Here is a 15,194-nt window from a genome sequence, read left to right on the forward strand (position 1 = left end):
AGGTACGGCAAATGAACAGTCTGAGCTGGGTTCGAGGAATCAATGCCACCCTGGGCCGCGTCGCGCCGACATGGGCGGCGCAGCGCATGCGTCAGCTGTTCGTGACGCCCAACGAATATGCCCCGCGTGACTGGGAACTGCCGCTGCTGGCCAGTTCCGAGCGCGTCACCCTGCGTTTCGGGTTGTCTGCCTTGCGCTGGGGGGAGGGGCCGGCTGTGCTGTTGATGCACGGTTGGGAAGGTCGGCCTACCCAGTTCGCCACGCTGATCGAGAAGCTGGTGGGCGCCGGTTATGGCGTGATCGCCCTCGACGGGCCGGGGCACGGCCGCTCGCCCGGCCACGAAGCGGACATCGTGCTGTTCGCCCGCGCCCTGCTGGAGGCAGCCAGCGAGTTGCCGCCGCTGCGGGCCGTGATCGGTCATTCCATGGGCGGCGCCAGCGCACTGCTGGCGACCCAGATGGGCCTGCGTACCGAAACGCTGGTGACCATCGGTGCGCCGAGCAATGTCCTGGGAGTCCTGCGCGGCTTCTCCAGGATGGTCGGCCTGGCACCGCTGGCACGCTCGCGCTTCATCCGCATGATCGAGGCGCGCGCGGGTATTGCGGCCAAGCAACTGGACGTCGCGCGTTATGAACTGGACTTCCCCGGCCTGGTGGTACACGCCGAGGACGACCGGTACGTGCGGGTCGGCGAGGCCACGGCCATCCACGAGGCCTGGCCGCGCAGTCGGCTGCTGCGCCTGAAGGATGGCGGGCATCACCGCGTACTGGCGGATGCAGTGGTCATCGAAGCCATTCTGGAGTTGCTGGAAGAGGTCGAGATGCCTTTACCCCTGGCGCTGGCTTCCTGAGCCATTCACCAGCCTGATAACGGCGGCTAAAGGCCGTCGTTATCGTTGCATGATGGCCGGTTGCGGGTCGTCAGGCCCGGCGCGCTGGCGTAGACTTTCGGGCATTTCCGGCCGCCCCGGCCTGGGCGCGAGGTCTTGCGCACGCGGGTGGCCGATTGGGGGAATGCATGAATCTGTCGCTGGACTGGGTGCTGCAGAAGGCGCGCCCGGTCATGCCGGTATTGGTGATCGATGATGTGGCGCTGGCTGGTGACCTGGCCCGCGCACTGTACGACGGTGGTGTGCGGGTGCTGGAAGTGACCCTGCGCACACCGCAGGCGCTGGAAGCAGTGGCTGAGATCCGCCGTGAGCTGCCGGACATGATCGTCGGCGCCGGTACGCTGATTCACACCGAGCAGTTCCAGGAAGCCCGCGATGCCGGCGCGCAGTTCGCCGTCAGCCCCGGCTGCACGCCGCGCCTGGTGGCCGCCGCCGACGATGCGAAACTGCCGTTCCTGCCGGGGGTGATGACGCCTTCCGAGGTGCTGGTGGCGCTGGAGTACGGTTACCGCTCGCTGAAACTCTTCCCGGCCGACGGCAATGCGGCGATCAAGATGCTCAAGAGCCTGAAGGCTCCTTTCGCCGGCATTCGCTTCTGCCCGACCGGCGGCATCACCCAGGAAAACCTGCTCAACGTGCTGCGCCTGCCCAATGTCGCCTGCGTCGGCGGCACCTGGATCGCGCCGCCCAGCCTGGTCCGCGCCCGCGCCTGGGACCAGATCACCCAACTGGCCGCCGAAGCGATCGCGCTGGCCGCAAGCCTGGAGCACGCTTCATGAGTTGGCAGTTGCCCGATCCGTTCGTCATCGACATCGAGGTCAAGTCCGAGGACATCGACGGCCTCGGCCATGCCAACAACGCCGTCTACGTCAGCTGGCTGGAACGCTGCGCCTGGCGCCACTCCCAGAGCCTGGGGCTGGACCTGGCCGAGTACCGCCGGCTGGATCGCGCCATGGCCGTGGTGCGCCATGAAGTGGATTACCTGGCGGCCGCCTATGAAGGCGAGCAGCTGCAACTGGCGACATGGATCGTCCAGTCCGACCAGCGCCTGAAAATGACCCGTCACTTCCAGCTGGTGCGCCCGGCGGACGCCTTGACTCTGCTGCGCGCACAGACCACCTTCGTCTGCATCGAGCTGTCCAGTGGCAAGCCCAAGCGCATGCCGGTGGAGTTCACCGAAGGCTATGGCCGCGCGCTGCTCGCCCCGGAAACCGTGGCCGCCGACGCGTGATCCGTCGTGCCGCGCTTTTCCCTGCGTGGCGCATTCCCTACAATCCGCGGCCTTCGCCATAGCCCGAGATTCCCCCGTGCAGATCGCCCTGGCCCCGATGGAGGGGCTGGTAGATGACATCCTGCGCGATGTGCTGACCCGCGTCGGCGGCATCGACTGGTGCGTCACCGAATTCATCCGCATCAACGACCGGCTGCTGCCGCCGTCGTCGTTCCTGGCGCTCGCTCCGGAACTGGCGCATGGCAGCCGTACCCGCGCCGGCGTGCCGATGCGCGTACAGCTGCTCGGCTCCGACCCGCAACTGCTGGCGGAAAATGCCGTGCAGGCCTGCGAGCTGGGTGCTCCGGTCATCGACCTGAACTTCGGCTGCCCGGCCAAGACGGTGAACCGCTCCCGTGGCGGCGCGGTTTTGTTGAAAGAACCCGAGCTGATGTTCAGCATCATCGAGGCGGTGCGCCGCGCAGTGCCGGCCCACATTCCGGTGACCTCGAAGATGCGCCTGGGCTACGACAGCCCGGACGGCGCCATCGACTGCGCACGCGCCCTGGCCGACGCCGGCTCCGCCCATGTGGTGGTGCACGCGCGGACCAAGGCTGACGGCTACAAGCCGCCGGCACATTGGGAGTGGGTGGCGAAAGTGGCCGATGCGGTGAAAGTGCCGGTGTTCGCCAACGGCGAAGTCTGGACGCTGGAGGATTACCACCGCTGCCGCTCCATCAGCGGCGTGGCGGACATCATGCTCGGCCGCGGACTGGTTTCCCGCCCGGACCTCGCCCGGCAGATCGCCGCGTGGCGCGATGGCCGCGAAGTGGTGCCGATGCCCTGGTCGGAAGTGCGCGTGCTGCTCGACGACTTCTGGCGCCAGGCCCGGCGCAAGCTGGCGCCGCGGTATGCACCGGGGCGCCTGAAGCAGTGGCTGGGGATGCTTACCCGCAGTTATCCCGAAGCCGTGGAGCTGTTCGCCCAGGTGCGTCGCGAGCACGACTGCGAAGTGCTGGATCGGATGCTGCAGGTCGAGATAGAAGCCGCTGCCTGACTCGAATTCGCTGGAAAAACGCTGAATCGCCCTCTCCCTAACCCTCTCCCTGAAGGGAGAGGGGACTGTCCAGCGCGCTTGGAGAGTCCGGTGCTTGCCGGCTAACTCCATTAAAGAGCCCTTGCGCCGAAGGGCTCCCTCTCCCTTCAGGGAGAGGGTGGGGGAGAGGGGCTCTTAGTTAGCGCGCGATCACGTTCGCGAGCAAGCTCGCTCCTACAAAAGCGTGCGCCACGATTCAGCGCCCGCCGCTGACGTCGACGAAACCGCCGGTGCTGTAGCTGGACTCGTCCGAGGCGAGGAACAGGATCGCCCGCGCCACTTCTTCCGCGTCGCCACCACGCCCCAGGGGGATCGCCGATTGCAGGCGCTCCACGCGCCCCGGTTCTCCGCCGCTGGCGTGAATATCCGTCCGGATCAGCCCCGGCCGCACGGCGTTCACGCGGATGCCCTCTGCCGCCACTTCCTTGGCCAGGCCGATGGTCAGGCTGTCCACCGCGCCCTTGGCGGCGGCGTAGTCGATGTACTCGTTGGGCGAGCCCAGGCGCGAGGCCATGGACGAGACGTTGACGATGCTTCCGCCTTTGCCGCCATGCTTGTGCGCCATGCGCTTCACCGCCTCGCGGCAGCAGAGGAAGGTGCCGGTGACGTTTACCGCGAACACCCGCTGCAGGCGCGCCACGTCCATGTCTTCCAGGCGCATCTGGCGCTCCAGGATGCCGGCGTTGTTCACCAGCACGTCGAGGCGGCCGAAGGCTTCGTCCACTTCACGGAACAGCCGCAGCACGTCTTCCTCGTTTGCCACGTCGGCGGCGAAGGCGCGTGCCGCGCCGCCCGCTGCCGTGATCTGCGCGACCAGCGCCTGCGCCGCTTGCTGCTCGCGGCGATAGTTGATCGCCACGGCGAAGCCGCGCTCGGCGGCCAGTAGTGCGGTGGCAGCGCCGATGCCGCGACTGGCACCGGTGATCAGCATGACCTTGTCCATGGACATTCTTCCTGTTGTGAAGAGGGCTTGAAATGCATTCGCGCAGCCCAATCTATGTTCGTGCGGGAGGCCGAAGACGGGTCCCGCACCGGAGTTCTGACCTCAGGCTCCAGATCATACCTTGCTGAAAATTTCAGGAGATTCGCATGAGCAACGTCCTTTCCCTCGCCCCGCTGTTCCGCCAGTCCGTCGGCTTCGATCGCTTCAACGATCTGTTCGAATCCGCCCTGCGCAGTGAAGGCGGCAGTTCCTACCCGCCCTACAACGTCGAGAAGCATGGTGACGACCAGTACCGCATCGTCATCGCCGCCGCCGGCCTGCAGGAGGAAGACCTGGAGCTGCAAGTGGAGCGCGGTGTGCTGACCGTCAACGGCGGCAAGCGCGAAAAGGCTTCCGAGAGCGTCACCTACCTGCACCAGGGCATCGCCCAGCGCGCCTTCAAGCTGTCGTTCCGCCTCGCCGACCATATCGAGGTCCAGGGCGCATCGCTGAAGAACGGCCTGCTCAGCGTCGAGCTGGTACGCATCATTCCGGAAGAAGCCAAGCCCAAGCGGATCGCCATCAACGGCCAGAACCCGGCCATCGAAGGCTAAGTGGCAGCCCGGCATCAGCCGGGCCTTAACCGCAAAGCAAAACGCCCGTCTCGCAGGAGACGGGCGTTTTCGTTGGTGCCTCGATCAGCTGCCGATCAGGCCTTCTGCTGGTCCGGCAGCGGCGCCGAGCGGTTGCGCCACCAGGCGACGACGATGGCTGCCATCAGCACGAAGCCCAGGTAACCCATGGCCGGATAGACCAGGCCCACCAGCTTGACGAAGCCGACCTGGCTGGCGATGAAGGCCAGCACCACCGCGACCACGGTCGCCACGCGGAAGGGCACGCCATAGGCGGCGCAGCGCGCGGCCAGGGTGTAGGCAAATCCGCTGGTGGTGCAGTACAGCTTCACCAGCAGCAGGGCCAGCATCACATCGCCGAACCAGGGCGCGATGTTGTTGCTCAGCAGCAGGGTGGGAATGGCGCTGCCGCCGATCACGTCGATCTGCACCAGCATCACCAGGGCCATGGCGAGGATCAGCACGCCCACGCCGATGCCGCCGAACACGCCGCCCATTGCCGCGGTGCGCAGATTGGCCACGCTGCCGCCCATCACCACCACGGCCGCTGCGGTGGCCGCGACGTTGTAGGAGACGTAGAGCAGCGCGCCGAGCAGCCAGTTGGGCGCCGGGTGCGGCACCGCCAGGGCGATCTGCTCCAGCTCCGCCAGCGGCTTCTGGATATGCGTCAGCGCGTAGATGGCGATGATGGCCACAATGACCATCAGCACCGGGGTGATCAGGCTCATCAGGGTGATCACCCGCTTCAGGCCCAGGCACACGGTGATGACGGTCAGCACGCCGAGGACCATGCCGCCAATGGAGTGGCCGATGCCCAGTTGCTGCTCGAAGGAGGAGTTGGCGCCGGCGAACATCACCACCATGGTGCCGAACAGGAAGAAAGTCAGCATCAGGTCGACGACGCGGCCCAGCGGCTTGCCACAGATGTACTCCATGGCTTCCTTGTGCGACTGGGTCTGCAGACGGCTTCCGATCTGGTAGAGGTTCATCAGCAGGAAGGCGAACAGCGCCAGCGCCACCAGCGCGCCGGCCAGGCCCATGATGCCGAAGCCGCCGAAGAACTGGAGGATCTCCTGGCCCGAGGCGAAGCCGACGCCCACCACCAGGCCGATGTAGGCCCCGCCGAGCTTGAGACTGGTTTTCATGATCGAGACTCTGTTGTTGTTATGGGGGCGGCCCCGCCCGCGGCGGGGCCGGAAAGGGTCACGCCTGGCCGACGTAGGCCTGGACTTCCACCTCGACGTCCACGCCCAGTGCCAGTGCCGAAGCCACGCAGGAGCGCACCGGCAGGCCCTGTTCGAAGTAGCGCTTGTACACCTCGTTGAACCCGGCGAAGTGCGCCATATCGGACAGCCATACGGTGGTCTTCACCACTTGCGAGTAGTTCGCGCCGCAGGCTTCCAGGCTCTCGGCGATGCGGGTCATCACCGCTTCGGTCTGGGTCTGGATGTCGCCTTTCACTACCTGGCCGTCCGCGGTCATCGGGATCTGCCCGGACAGGAACAGGAAGCCGCCGGCCTTGACGGCGCGGGAGAAGGGGAAGGGCAGGGTGCTGGGGTAACGCTGGATATCGCTCATTCTAAGGTCTCCGGGGGAAATCAACGCAGGCGCGCCGGGCTCAGGCGCAGGGGATCGACGCCTTCCTGGCGCAGGGATTCGGGCAGCGGCTGGCCGAGCAGCAGCGATTGGGCCAGGCGCGACACGCCGTCGGCGGACTGGATGCCGTAGCCGCCCTGGGCGGCCAGCCAGAAGAACGCCGGGTTCTGCGCGTCCTGGCCGATTACCAGGTCGCCGTCGGCGACGAAGGAGCGTAGGCCGGCCCAGCTGTGGTTCGGCCGGCGGATCGTCAGGGTGGTGTGTTCTTCGATGTGGTAAACGCCCAGGGCGATGTCGAGTTCTTCGGGCTGCACGTCCTGCGCTTCCACTGGGTCGGCATTGGCGGGGGAACCGAGCAACTGGCCGGCGTCCGGCTTGAAGTAAAAGCTTTCGTCGATGCCGATCACCGTCGGCCAGCGGCTGATGTCCACGCCGTCGGGCACCGGGAAGGTGAAGGCGGTGCGGCGGCAGGGTTGCAGGCCCACCGGACGGATGCCGCAGCGCTGGGCCACATGATCGGCCCAGGCGCCGGCGGCGTTGACCAGTTGCGCGGCATGGACGGTTTCGCCCTGGCTGAGCTCGAGTGTCCACGCGCCATCGGCATAGTCAGCCGACAGCAACTCGAGGTTGCAGCGCAGTTCGCCGCCACGCTGGCGCAGCGCGCGCAGGTAGCCCTGGTGCAGGGTATGCACGTCGAGGTCGCGGGCGTCCGGCTCGTAGAGCGCGCCGATGATGGCGTCGGCACGCAGGACGGGGAGGAATTCCAGCGCCTGTTCGGTGCTGATGTGCTCGACGCCGGGCGTGCCTTCGGCCTGCTTGAGCAGCTCGAAGTGTTCCGGGCCGCCGACGTACAGGCAGCCGCGCGGAGTGAGGATCGGGTGCTCGCTGAAGCCGGCCGGCGGGTTCTCGTAGAAGGCCCGGCTGGCACGGGTCAGCGCCTGGATCTGTGGCGTGCCGTAGGCCTCCATGAACATGGCGGCGGAGCGCCCGGTGGAGTGGTAGCCGGGCTGCTCTTCGCGCTCCAGCACCAGCACCTTGTGGGTCTCGCTCAGGCGGTACGCAAGGGAGGCGCCGGCAATGCCGGCACCGATGATGACGAAATCGAAATGGCTCACTGCCAGGGCCTTCTGCAGATTTTCTCGTATGTGAGAAATCTAAGATATGAGAATTTTTGCGCGAAAGGCAAGGCCCGGTAAACTTTCGTCGGCCCCCTCACGAGATGTCCCATGAGCGAAACCGCCCAGGCACTACCCAAGCCCCAGCAACTGGATCGAGACGAAGTCGGTGCGCGCCTGCGGGCGGTTCGCAAGCAGCAGAAGCTGACCCTGAAACAGCTCTCCGACCTGTCTGGCGTGGCGGTTTCCACCCTGTCGAAGATGGAGCTGGCACAGGTCGCGGTGAGCTACGACAAGCTGGCCGCCGCCGCCCGCGCCCTGCAGGTGGATATCGCCCAATTGTTCCGCCCTTTGCCGCCCGTCGGCGGGCTGATGGGGCTGAAGACTTTCGTCAGGACCGGCATCGACGACGCTGCCGGCTACGACACCGGCGGCTACGAGTACTACCCCATCGCCGGCGATTTCCCGCAGCGCAGCATGACGCCGCTGTACGCGCGCATCTTTGCCCGCGAGGTGGGTGAGTTCGATGATTACGTCCGCCACCCCGGCCAGGAGTTCGCCATGGTGGTGGCCGGTCGTGTGCGCATCCAGTTCGAGACGGGCGAGTCGGTGATCATCGGGACGCGCGAGACGGCTTATTTCGACAGCAGTGTCGGCCACCTCTACCTCAACGACGGCGAAGCCGACGAGGCGCAGGTGATGGTGGTGATGTCGGAGTTGCGGCCCGCGCAATAGGAGGCCTCAGGTCGCCTGCTGGGTATCGTTGCGGAGCAGCAGGGCGATGAAGTCCTCCAGCGGCACCGGTCGGCCGAACAGGTAGCCCTGGTACAGGTGGCAACCCTGTTCCGCCAGCAGTGCCAGCTGTTCCGGGGTTTCCACCCCTTCGGCCACCAGCTCCAGCCCGAGACTGTGCCCCATGGCGATGATGGCGCGGACGATCTCTGCGTCGTTGCTGTCGTTGGGAGCGTCTCGCACGAAGCTCTGGTCGATCTTCAGGCTGTCCACCGGTAGGCGCTTGAGGTAGGTCAGCGAGGAATAGCCGGTGCCGAAGTCGTCCATGGCGAACTGCACGCCGGCTTCGCGCAGGCGCTCCATGCGCGCGATGGTGTCGTCCAGTTGCTGGATCACGATGCCTTCGGTGATCTCCAGTTTCAGCAGGCTGGGCGGCAGCCGGGTCTTGTGCAGCAGGGCCAGCAGGCGTTCGACGAAATCGCTCTGGCGGAACTGCCGTGGGCTGATGTTCACGCTCAGGCTGAAACTGTCGATGTCGATGCGCCCCTCGGTAAGCAGCCGCGCTCCGGTTCGGCACGCTTCCTCGAGCACCCACTGGCCCACTTCGACGATCAGCCCGCTGTCCTCCAGCACACGGATGAAGCTGGCCGGTGATTGCGGGCCGCGAGTCGGGTGGCGCCAGCGCAGCAGCGCCTCGGCGCCGACGATGCGTGAATCGCGGGCGTCCACCTGCGGCTGGTAGTGCAGGTTGAACTCGCGGCGGGCGAGGGCCATGCGCAGGCCGTTCTCCAGGCGCAGGCGCTCGCTGGCGGCCTGCTGCATGGATTCGTGGAACAGCTGCACGGTGTTGCGTCCGGCGTCCTTGGCGCGGTACATGGCGATGTCCGCGCGCTTGAGCAGGTCGTCCGGGGTCGCGCCGTCGTCGGGGATCAGCGCGATGCCGATGCTCGGGGTGATTTGCAGCCGGTGGCCGTCCAGCAGCATCGGCTCGGCCAGCAGGTCGCGGAGTTTCTCCGCCAATTGGCGCACCTGCTGGGCAGTCTCCAGGCGGCTGCCTTCGATGCCGGTGATCAGTACAACGAACTCGTCGCCGCCCAGCCGCGCCACGGTGTCTTCCTGGCGCACGCTGGCTTCCAGGCGCGCGGTGACCATCTGCAGGATGGAGTCACCGACCGAGTGGCCGAGCGAGTCGTTGATGTGCTTGAAGTGATCGAGGTCGAGGAACAGCAGCGCGCCGCGCAGGCTGTGGCGTTGCAGCAGGGCGATCTGCTGCTTGAGGCGGTCCATCAGCAGGGCGCGGTTGGGCAGGTCGGTCAGGGCGTCGTGGTAGGCCAGGTGCTGGATGCGCGCCTCGGCCTCGCGTAGCTCGCTGGTATCGCGGGCGGTGAGCAGCAGGCAGTCCACGCCGCCCAGCTCGATCGGCTCCACCGACACGTCCACTGTCTTGATCGTGCCGTCGCGGTGGCGACCGCGCATTTCCAGGTGGTGGACGAAACCGTCGCGGTTCAGCGCGGCGATCATGTTCAGGCGCTCGTCCGGATCGGCCCAGATATTCATGCCCAGCGAGGTCTGCCCCAGGACCGCGTCCGGCGGGTAGCCGGTGAGGCGGTTGAAGCCTTCGTTGACCTCGATGTAGCGGCCGGTCTCACGCTCGGTGATGGTGATGGCGTCGGGGCTGGAGTGGAACGCCTTGGCGAACTTTTCCTGGCTGGCCTTGAGCGCGGCCTCGGCCTGCAGCCGCCGGGTGACGTCGCGGAAGCTGGAGAGGATGCACAGCTGGCGGTCGACCCAGATCAGCCGGCTGGCGACCATGCAGGTAAGGCTCTGGCCCTCGCGGGTGAGGAACTGCACCTCGATGTTCTGCAGCGAATGGTCGCGCATCAGTTGCTCGAACAATCGCGAACGCTGGTGGTGGTCGGCCCAGAAGGTGATCTGGTGGGACGAGCGGCCAATGATGTCCTCGGCGAGCCAGCCGAAGGTGCTGCAGAAGCTCGGGTTCACCTCGACGAACTCGCCGTCGCGCACGCGCGATACGCAGATCGGGTCCGGGCTGCCCTGGAACAGGCTGGCGAACTTCTCTTCCGAGGCCTCCAGGCTGCGTTCGCGCAGCACGCGCTCGGTGATGTCGAGCAGGGTGCCGGCCATGCGCAGTGGTTTGCCGTGGGTGTCGCGGTACAGGCGCGCGCGGCTTTCCAGATAGCGCACCTCGCCCGAGTCGAGCTGGGCGCGGTAGGTGAACTGGTAGTCGTTCTCCGGCCCGCGGGCGAGCCGGGCGTAGGCCTGGCGCATGCGCTGGCGGTCGGTCTTGTCGACGCAGGCGAAGAATTCGCCGAAGGGCCCGTGGAAATCCCGGTCAGGTAATTCGTGCAGCACGGCGGCGCGGGCCGAGCCGTAGAGCAGGCCGCTGGGGATGTGCCAGTCCCAGATACCCAGTTGCGCAGAGTCCAGCGCCAGGTCCAGACGCTCCTGGCTGTCGCGCAGGGCGCGTTCCTGGGCGCGCATGCGGGTGATGTCGCGGACGGTCAGCACCAGGCAGGGGCGGCCGTCCTGTTCGATCTGGCAGCCATAGACGCGGGCACTGCGGACTTCGCCGGTACGGGTGATGAGGGTGACGTCGAAGCCGTCGATCTGCCGCTCGGCGGTGATCTTGTCGAGCATCCGCTGGCGTTCGTCGAGGCTGTGCCAGAGGCCGAGTTCCACGGAGGTGTGGCCGAGGGCTTCTTCGCGGCTCCAGCCGAAGCGGTCGACGAAACTGGCATTGAGCTCGAGGAATTTTCCGCTGTCCCGGTCGGTGATGACCATGGCGTCGGGCGCGGTATGAAAGGCTTTGGCGAACTTGTCCTGTCCGTCGGAGGCGTGCGGGGGCGTGTGCGGATCGCGGCTCATGCGGCGCTCCCCCTGTGTCTGGCGGCGCCGGCCAAGTGGGGCCGGCTAACGCGAACTGATGTGCGGACGGGCATTCGGGCCCCTTCTTCTAGTTCTGTCAGAACAATAGAGGTTAGGCCGCGACAGGCGCAAGCCCGGCCGCCTGGGCGTCGAGCAGGCGCATGAAGGCCCGCGCGGCGTTGGACAGCGTGCGCTCGGTATGCAGGATGTAGCCCAACTGGCGGCTGAGCTGGATGTCCTGCAGCGGCAGGCGGACGACGCTGTCATCGAGCATGGTGCGCGGCAGGACGCTCCAGGCCAGGCCGATGGAGACCATCATCTTGATGGTCTCCATGTAGTTGGTGCTCATGCCGATGTTCGGCGTCAGGCCCTCGGCCTCGAACATGCGTCGCACGATGTGGTGGGTGAAGGTGTTGCCGCCGGGGAACACCGCCGGGTGCCGCGCCACGTCGGCGAGGAACACCGGGCCCTGCACCGACAGCGGGTGCTCGGGGGCGGCAACGAAGTCCAGCGGGTCGTCCCACACCGGCACGGCGCGTACCGGTTCGGCGGTCTCCGGAGCGAGGGTGATCACGGCCAGCTCGGCGCGGCCATGGAGAATTTCTTCGTAGGCCACTTCCGAGTCGCAGAACTGGATATCCAGCGCCACCTGCGGGTGGGCCTTGGTGAAGGCGCGCAGCAACGGCGGCAGTCGGTGCAGGCCGATGTGATGACTGGTAGCCAGGACCAGCCGACCGCTCACTTCGCCGTTCAGGTTGGTCAGGGCGCGACGGGTGTCGTCCAGCACACTGAGTATCTGGTAAGCGCGCGGCAGCAGGGCGCGGCCGGACTCGGTGAGGGTCACCTCGCGGCCGACGCGGTCGAACAGCCTTACTCCCAGCTGGTTCTCCAGGGCGGCGATGCGCTTGCTGACCGCTGGTTGGGTCAGGTGCAGGCGCTCGCCGGCTTCGGAGAAGCTGCCGGATTCGGCGATGGCGAGGAAGGTGTTGAGGCTGGTCAGGTCCATGTCGACTCCCTGCGCTCTGGAAGCGGCGCCCGACTTTTATAACGCACCGTATTCCTCGTGGGAATCCTTTGGATAAAAAATATGAATTTGAGTTATTCGGCGCCTTTCCATAGGATCATCCCCACAAGCCCAAGGGGCATAGAAAGACGCTGATGAGGACTCTCTGATGGCCGGCAAGACGCTCTACGACAAACTCTGGGAAATGCACGAGGTGAAGCGCCGTGACGATGGTTCGTCGCTCATCTACATCGACCGCCACATCCTCCACGAAGTGACCTCGCCGCAGGCCTTCGAAGGTCTGCGCCTGGCCGACCGCAAGCCGTGGCGCATCGACGCGAACATCGCGACCCCTGACCACAACGTGCCGACCACCCAGGTCGAGCGCAAGGGTGGCCTCGCGGCCATCGCCGATGAAGTGTCGCGCATCCAGGTCCAGACCCTGGACGAGAACTGCGATGACTTCGGCATCCTCGAATTCAAGATGAACGACGTCCGCCAGGGCATCGTCCACGTCGTCGGCCCGGAGCAGGGCGCGACCCTGCCGGGCATGACCGTGGTCTGCGGCGACTCGCACACCTCGACCCACGGCGCCTTCGGCGCGCTGGCCCACGGCATCGGCACCTCCGAAGTGGAGCACGTGCTTGCCACCCAGTGCCTGGTCGCCAAGAAGATGAAGAACATGCAGGTCCGCGTGGAAGGCAAGCTGCCCTTCGGCGTGACTGCCAAGGACATCGTCCTCGCGGTGATCGGCAAGATCGGTACCGCGGGCGGCAACGGCCATGCCCTGGAGTTCGCCGGCAGCGCCATCCGCGACCTGTCCATGGAAGGCCGCATGACCATCTGCAACATGTCCATCGAAGCGGGCGCTCGCGTCGGCATGGTGGCGTGCGACGAGAAGACCGTCGAGTACGTGAAGGGCCGTCCGTTCTCGCCGCAAGGCAGCGACTGGGCCAAGGCTGTTGAAGCCTGGAGCGACCTGGTTTCCGACGCCGACGCGCACTTCGACACCATCGTCGAGCTGCGTGCCGAGGACATCAAGCCGCAGGTCAGCTGGGGGACTTCCCCGGAGATGGTCCTCGCGGTCGACCAGAACGTGCCGGACCCGGCGGCTGAAGCCGATGCGGTCAAGCGCGATTCCATCGTCCGTGCCCTCAAGTACATGGGCCTGAACGCCAACCAGGCGATCACCGACATCCAGCTGGACCGCGTCTTCATCGGCTCCTGCACCAACTCACGCATCGAAGACCTGCGTGCCGCTGCCGCCGTGGCCAAGGGCCGCAAGGTCGCTGCCACCGTCAAGCAGGCGCTGGTCGTACCGGGCTCGGGCCTGGTGAAGGCCCAGGCGGAACAGGAAGGCCTGGACAAGATCTTCATCGAAGCCGGCTTCGAGTGGCGCGAACCGGGCTGCTCCATGTGCCTGGCGATGAACCCGGACCGCCTGGAGAGCGGCGAGCATTGCGCTTCCACCTCCAACCGCAACTTCGAAGGCCGTCAGGGCGCCGGTGGTCGTACCCACCTGGTGAGCCCGGCGATGGCCGCTGCGGCTGCCGTGACCGGTCGTTTCATCGACGTACGTGAATTGATGCAGGCCTGAGGAGACCGAACATGAAAGCCTTTACCCAGCATACCGGTCTCGTCGCGCCGCTCGACCGCGCCAACGTCGACACCGACCAGATCATCCCCAAGCAATTCCTCAAGTCGATCAAGCGCACCGGCTTCGGCCCGAACCTGTTCGACGAGTGGCGCTACCTCGACGTAGGCCAGCCGAATCAGGACAACTCCAAGCGCCCGGTGAACAAGGACTTCGTCCTCAACTTCCCGCGCTTCCAGGGCGCCAGCGTGCTGCTGGCCCGTGAGAACTTCGGCTGCGGCTCCTCCCGCGAGCACGCGCCTTGGGCGCTGGACGAATACGGCTTCCGTGCCGTGATCGCGCCGAGCTTCGCCGACATCTTCTTCAACAACAGCTTCAAGAACGGCCTGCTGCCGATCATCCTGAAGGACGAGGAAGTCGACGAGCTGTTCGCCCAGTGCGAAGCCACCGAGGGTTACCAACTGACCGTCGACCTCGCCGCGCAGACCGTGACCCGCCCGGACGGCAAGCAGTACAGCTTCGATGTGGACGCGTTCCGCAAGCACTGCCTGCTCAATGGCCTGGACGACATCGGCCTGACCCTGCAGGACGCTGAGGCCATCCGCAGTTTTGAAACCGGCTACAAGCAGAACCAGCCCTGGTTGTTCCGCGACGCCTGACCGGCGTCGCACCACCGCGTCAAGGAGAGCAGCATGACCGAGAGTCGTCACGAGCAAGTGGTCCAGCGCCAGTTCGGCGCCCAGGCCAACGCTTACCTGACCAGCGCCGTACACGCCCAGGGTGAGGAATTCGCCCAGCTGCGCGAGCGACTGTCTGCGACTACCGGTGCGCGCGTGCTGGACCTGGGGTGCGGGGCAGGGCACGTAAGCTTCAACGTCGCGCCGCTCGCCGGCGAGGTGGTGGCTTACGACCTGTCCCAGCAGATGCTCGACGTGGTGGCCTCGGCCGCCGCCGAGCGTGGCCTGGGCAACATCGCCACGCGCTGTGGCGCCGCCGAGCAGCTGCCGTTCGAGGATGGTGAGTTCGACTTCGTCTTCAGCCGCTATTCCGCGCACCATTGGCGGGATGTCGGCCAGGCGCTGCGCGAAGTGCGCCGGGTGCTCAAGCCCGGTGGCGTGGCCTGCTTCATCGATGTCGCCGCGCCGGGCTTGCCTCTGCTGGACACCTATCTGCAGACTGTCGAGGTCCTGCGCGACACCAGCCATGTGCGTGACTACTCCCCGTCGGAGTGGGCGCGTTTAGTGGGTGAGGCGGGTCTCGCGGTGACTGCGCAGAAGCGCCAGCGCCTGCGCCTGGAGTTCACTTCCTGGGTCGAGCGCATGCGCACCCCCGAGGTGATGCGCCAGGCCATTCGTGCCCTGCAGCTTTCGATGGGCGACGAGGTGCGCGAGTATTTCGAGATCGACGCCGAGGGTTCCTTCAGCACCGACGTGCTGGTGCTCTGGGCGGAGCGCTGATTTCAAGGTTCTGACGCCCCGGATGGCGTGAGCCATCCGGGGCGTTACGTTATTTGCCAAG

15 protein-coding genes are annotated in these 15,194 nt (G+C 66.3%); 9 read left to right on the plus strand and 6 right to left on the minus strand.

Annotation, left to right across the window (positions count from 1 at the left end):
- Positions 1 to 11 precede the first annotated feature (11 nt).
- From IB256_RS05060 to IB256_RS05075, 4 genes are all read left to right on the plus strand, one after another.
- Positions 12 to 851: an alpha/beta fold hydrolase gene (locus IB256_RS05060; protein ID WP_192401500.1), complete on the plus strand. Its 840-nt coding sequence runs from the start codon at positions 12 to 14 to the stop codon at positions 849 to 851.
- 167 nt (positions 852 to 1,018) lie between these two features.
- Complete coding sequence (locus IB256_RS05065) at positions 1,019 to 1,669, plus strand: bifunctional 4-hydroxy-2-oxoglutarate aldolase/2-dehydro-3-deoxy-phosphogluconate aldolase (RefSeq protein ID WP_138215022.1); 651 nt, start codon at positions 1,019 to 1,021, stop codon at positions 1,667 to 1,669.
- Positions 1,666 to 2,121 carry an acyl-CoA thioesterase gene (locus IB256_RS05070; protein ID WP_192290911.1) on the plus strand — a complete coding sequence of 152 codons (456 nt, stop codon included), beginning with the start codon at positions 1,666 to 1,668 and terminating at the stop codon, positions 2,119 to 2,121. Before IB256_RS05065 ends, IB256_RS05070 begins: the two co-directional genes overlap by 4 nt.
- 76 nt (positions 2,122 to 2,197) lie before the next feature.
- On the plus strand, positions 2,198 to 3,157 hold the full coding sequence (locus IB256_RS05075) for a tRNA dihydrouridine synthase (RefSeq protein WP_192290909.1): 960 nt from the start codon (positions 2,198 to 2,200) through the stop codon (positions 3,155 to 3,157).
- A 235-nt stretch (positions 3,158 to 3,392) separates the two neighbouring features.
- Here IB256_RS05075 and IB256_RS05080 read toward each other — a convergent pair whose 3' ends face one another.
- Positions 3,393 to 4,139, minus strand: a complete 747-nt coding sequence (locus IB256_RS05080) for an SDR family oxidoreductase (RefSeq protein ID WP_192401502.1) — start codon at positions 4,137 to 4,139, stop codon at positions 3,393 to 3,395.
- Between the two features lie 146 nt (positions 4,140 to 4,285).
- Here IB256_RS05080 and IB256_RS05085 point away from each other — a divergent pair, with 146 nt between their 5' ends.
- Complete coding sequence (locus IB256_RS05085; RefSeq protein ID WP_192290906.1) at positions 4,286 to 4,732, plus strand: Hsp20 family protein; 447 nt, start codon at positions 4,286 to 4,288, stop codon at positions 4,730 to 4,732.
- A 95-nt stretch (positions 4,733 to 4,827) separates the two neighbouring features.
- On the opposite strand, the gene IB256_RS05090 is transcribed toward IB256_RS05085, so the two are convergent.
- From IB256_RS05090 to IB256_RS05100, 3 genes are read right to left on the minus strand one after another with little or no spacing between them, the layout of a single operon-like run.
- Positions 4,828 to 5,895 (minus strand): hypothetical protein, encoded by a 1,068-nt coding sequence (locus IB256_RS05090; protein WP_192290904.1) that lies wholly within the window; start codon positions 5,893 to 5,895, stop codon positions 4,828 to 4,830.
- A 58-nt stretch (positions 5,896 to 5,953) separates the two neighbouring features.
- The gene (locus IB256_RS05095; RefSeq protein ID WP_192290902.1) at positions 5,954 to 6,328 is read right to left on the minus strand and encodes a RidA family protein; all 375 of its coding nucleotides are present in this window, start codon (positions 6,326 to 6,328) and stop codon (positions 5,954 to 5,956) included.
- Positions 6,329 to 6,348: 20 nt separating this feature from the next.
- Positions 6,349 to 7,461, minus strand: a complete 1,113-nt coding sequence (locus IB256_RS05100; RefSeq protein WP_192401504.1) for an NAD(P)/FAD-dependent oxidoreductase — start codon at positions 7,459 to 7,461, stop codon at positions 6,349 to 6,351.
- 111 nt (positions 7,462 to 7,572) lie between these two features.
- Between IB256_RS05100 and IB256_RS05105 the strand changes: the two genes are divergently transcribed.
- Positions 7,573 to 8,196, plus strand: coding sequence for a helix-turn-helix domain-containing protein (locus IB256_RS05105; protein ID WP_192290898.1), 624 nt, complete (start codon positions 7,573 to 7,575; stop codon positions 8,194 to 8,196).
- A 6-nt stretch (positions 8,197 to 8,202) separates the two neighbouring features.
- On the opposite strand, the gene IB256_RS05110 is transcribed toward IB256_RS05105, so the two are convergent.
- Positions 8,203 to 11,079: a GGDEF domain-containing phosphodiesterase gene (locus IB256_RS05110; RefSeq protein WP_192401506.1), complete on the minus strand. Its 2,877-nt coding sequence runs from the start codon at positions 11,077 to 11,079 to the stop codon at positions 8,203 to 8,205.
- Between the two features lie 112 nt (positions 11,080 to 11,191).
- Positions 11,192 to 12,085 (minus strand): LysR family transcriptional regulator, encoded by an 894-nt coding sequence (locus IB256_RS05115; protein WP_017520368.1) that lies wholly within the window; start codon positions 12,083 to 12,085, stop codon positions 11,192 to 11,194.
- A 166-nt stretch (positions 12,086 to 12,251) separates the two neighbouring features.
- Between IB256_RS05115 and leuC the strand changes: the two genes are divergently transcribed.
- The 3 genes from leuC to IB256_RS05130 are packed head-to-tail and all read left to right on the plus strand — an operon-like array spanning position 12,252 to position 15,133.
- Complete coding sequence (gene leuC / locus IB256_RS05120) at positions 12,252 to 13,679, plus strand: 3-isopropylmalate dehydratase large subunit (protein WP_192401508.1); 1,428 nt, start codon at positions 12,252 to 12,254, stop codon at positions 13,677 to 13,679.
- A gap of 11 nt (positions 13,680 to 13,690) precedes the next feature.
- Positions 13,691 to 14,335 carry a 3-isopropylmalate dehydratase small subunit gene (gene leuD, locus IB256_RS05125; protein WP_192290894.1) on the plus strand — a complete coding sequence of 215 codons (645 nt, stop codon included), beginning with the start codon at positions 13,691 to 13,693 and terminating at the stop codon, positions 14,333 to 14,335.
- A 33-nt stretch (positions 14,336 to 14,368) separates the two neighbouring features.
- Positions 14,369 to 15,133, plus strand: a complete 765-nt coding sequence (locus IB256_RS05130; protein WP_192290892.1) for a class I SAM-dependent methyltransferase — start codon at positions 14,369 to 14,371, stop codon at positions 15,131 to 15,133.
- Positions 15,134 to 15,194: the final 61 nt, after the last annotated feature.

Source organism: Pseudomonas sp. PDM17 (assembly GCF_014851985.1).
Taxonomy (GTDB): Bacteria; Pseudomonadota; Gammaproteobacteria; order Pseudomonadales; family Pseudomonadaceae; genus Pseudomonas.

Excerpts from the sequence above, each read along its gene's own strand:
- IB256_RS05090 (WP_192290904.1), bottom strand. The coding sequence starts at position 5,895 with ATGAAAACCAGTCTCAAGCTCGGCGGGGCCTACATCGGCCTGGTGGTG.
- IB256_RS05085 (WP_192290906.1), top strand. The coding sequence starts at position 4,286 with ATGAGCAACGTCCTTTCCCTCGCCCCGCTGTTCCGCCAGTCCGTCGGC.
- leuD (WP_192290894.1), top strand. The coding sequence starts at position 13,691 with ATGAAAGCCTTTACCCAGCATACCGGTCTCGTCGCGCCGCTCGACCGC.
- IB256_RS05105 (WP_192290898.1), top strand. The coding sequence starts at position 7,573 with ATGAGCGAAACCGCCCAGGCACTACCCAAGCCCCAGCAACTGGATCGA.
- IB256_RS05130 (WP_192290892.1), top strand. The coding sequence starts at position 14,369 with ATGACCGAGAGTCGTCACGAGCAAGTGGTCCAGCGCCAGTTCGGCGCC.
- IB256_RS05070 (WP_192290911.1), top strand. The coding sequence starts at position 1,666 with ATGAGTTGGCAGTTGCCCGATCCGTTCGTCATCGACATCGAGGTCAAG.
- IB256_RS05115 (WP_017520368.1), bottom strand. The coding sequence starts at position 12,085 with ATGGACCTGACCAGCCTCAACACCTTCCTCGCCATCGCCGAATCCGGC.
- IB256_RS05110 (WP_192401506.1), bottom strand. The coding sequence starts at position 11,079 with ATGAGCCGCGATCCGCACACGCCCCCGCACGCCTCCGACGGACAGGAC.
- IB256_RS05095 (WP_192290902.1), bottom strand. The coding sequence starts at position 6,328 with ATGAGCGATATCCAGCGTTACCCCAGCACCCTGCCCTTCCCCTTCTCC.
- leuC (WP_192401508.1), top strand. The coding sequence starts at position 12,252 with ATGGCCGGCAAGACGCTCTACGACAAACTCTGGGAAATGCACGAGGTG.
- IB256_RS05080 (WP_192401502.1), bottom strand. The coding sequence starts at position 4,139 with ATGGACAAGGTCATGCTGATCACCGGTGCCAGTCGCGGCATCGGCGCT.
- IB256_RS05065 (WP_138215022.1), top strand. The coding sequence starts at position 1,019 with ATGAATCTGTCGCTGGACTGGGTGCTGCAGAAGGCGCGCCCGGTCATG.
- IB256_RS05060 (WP_192401500.1), top strand. The coding sequence starts at position 12 with ATGAACAGTCTGAGCTGGGTTCGAGGAATCAATGCCACCCTGGGCCGC.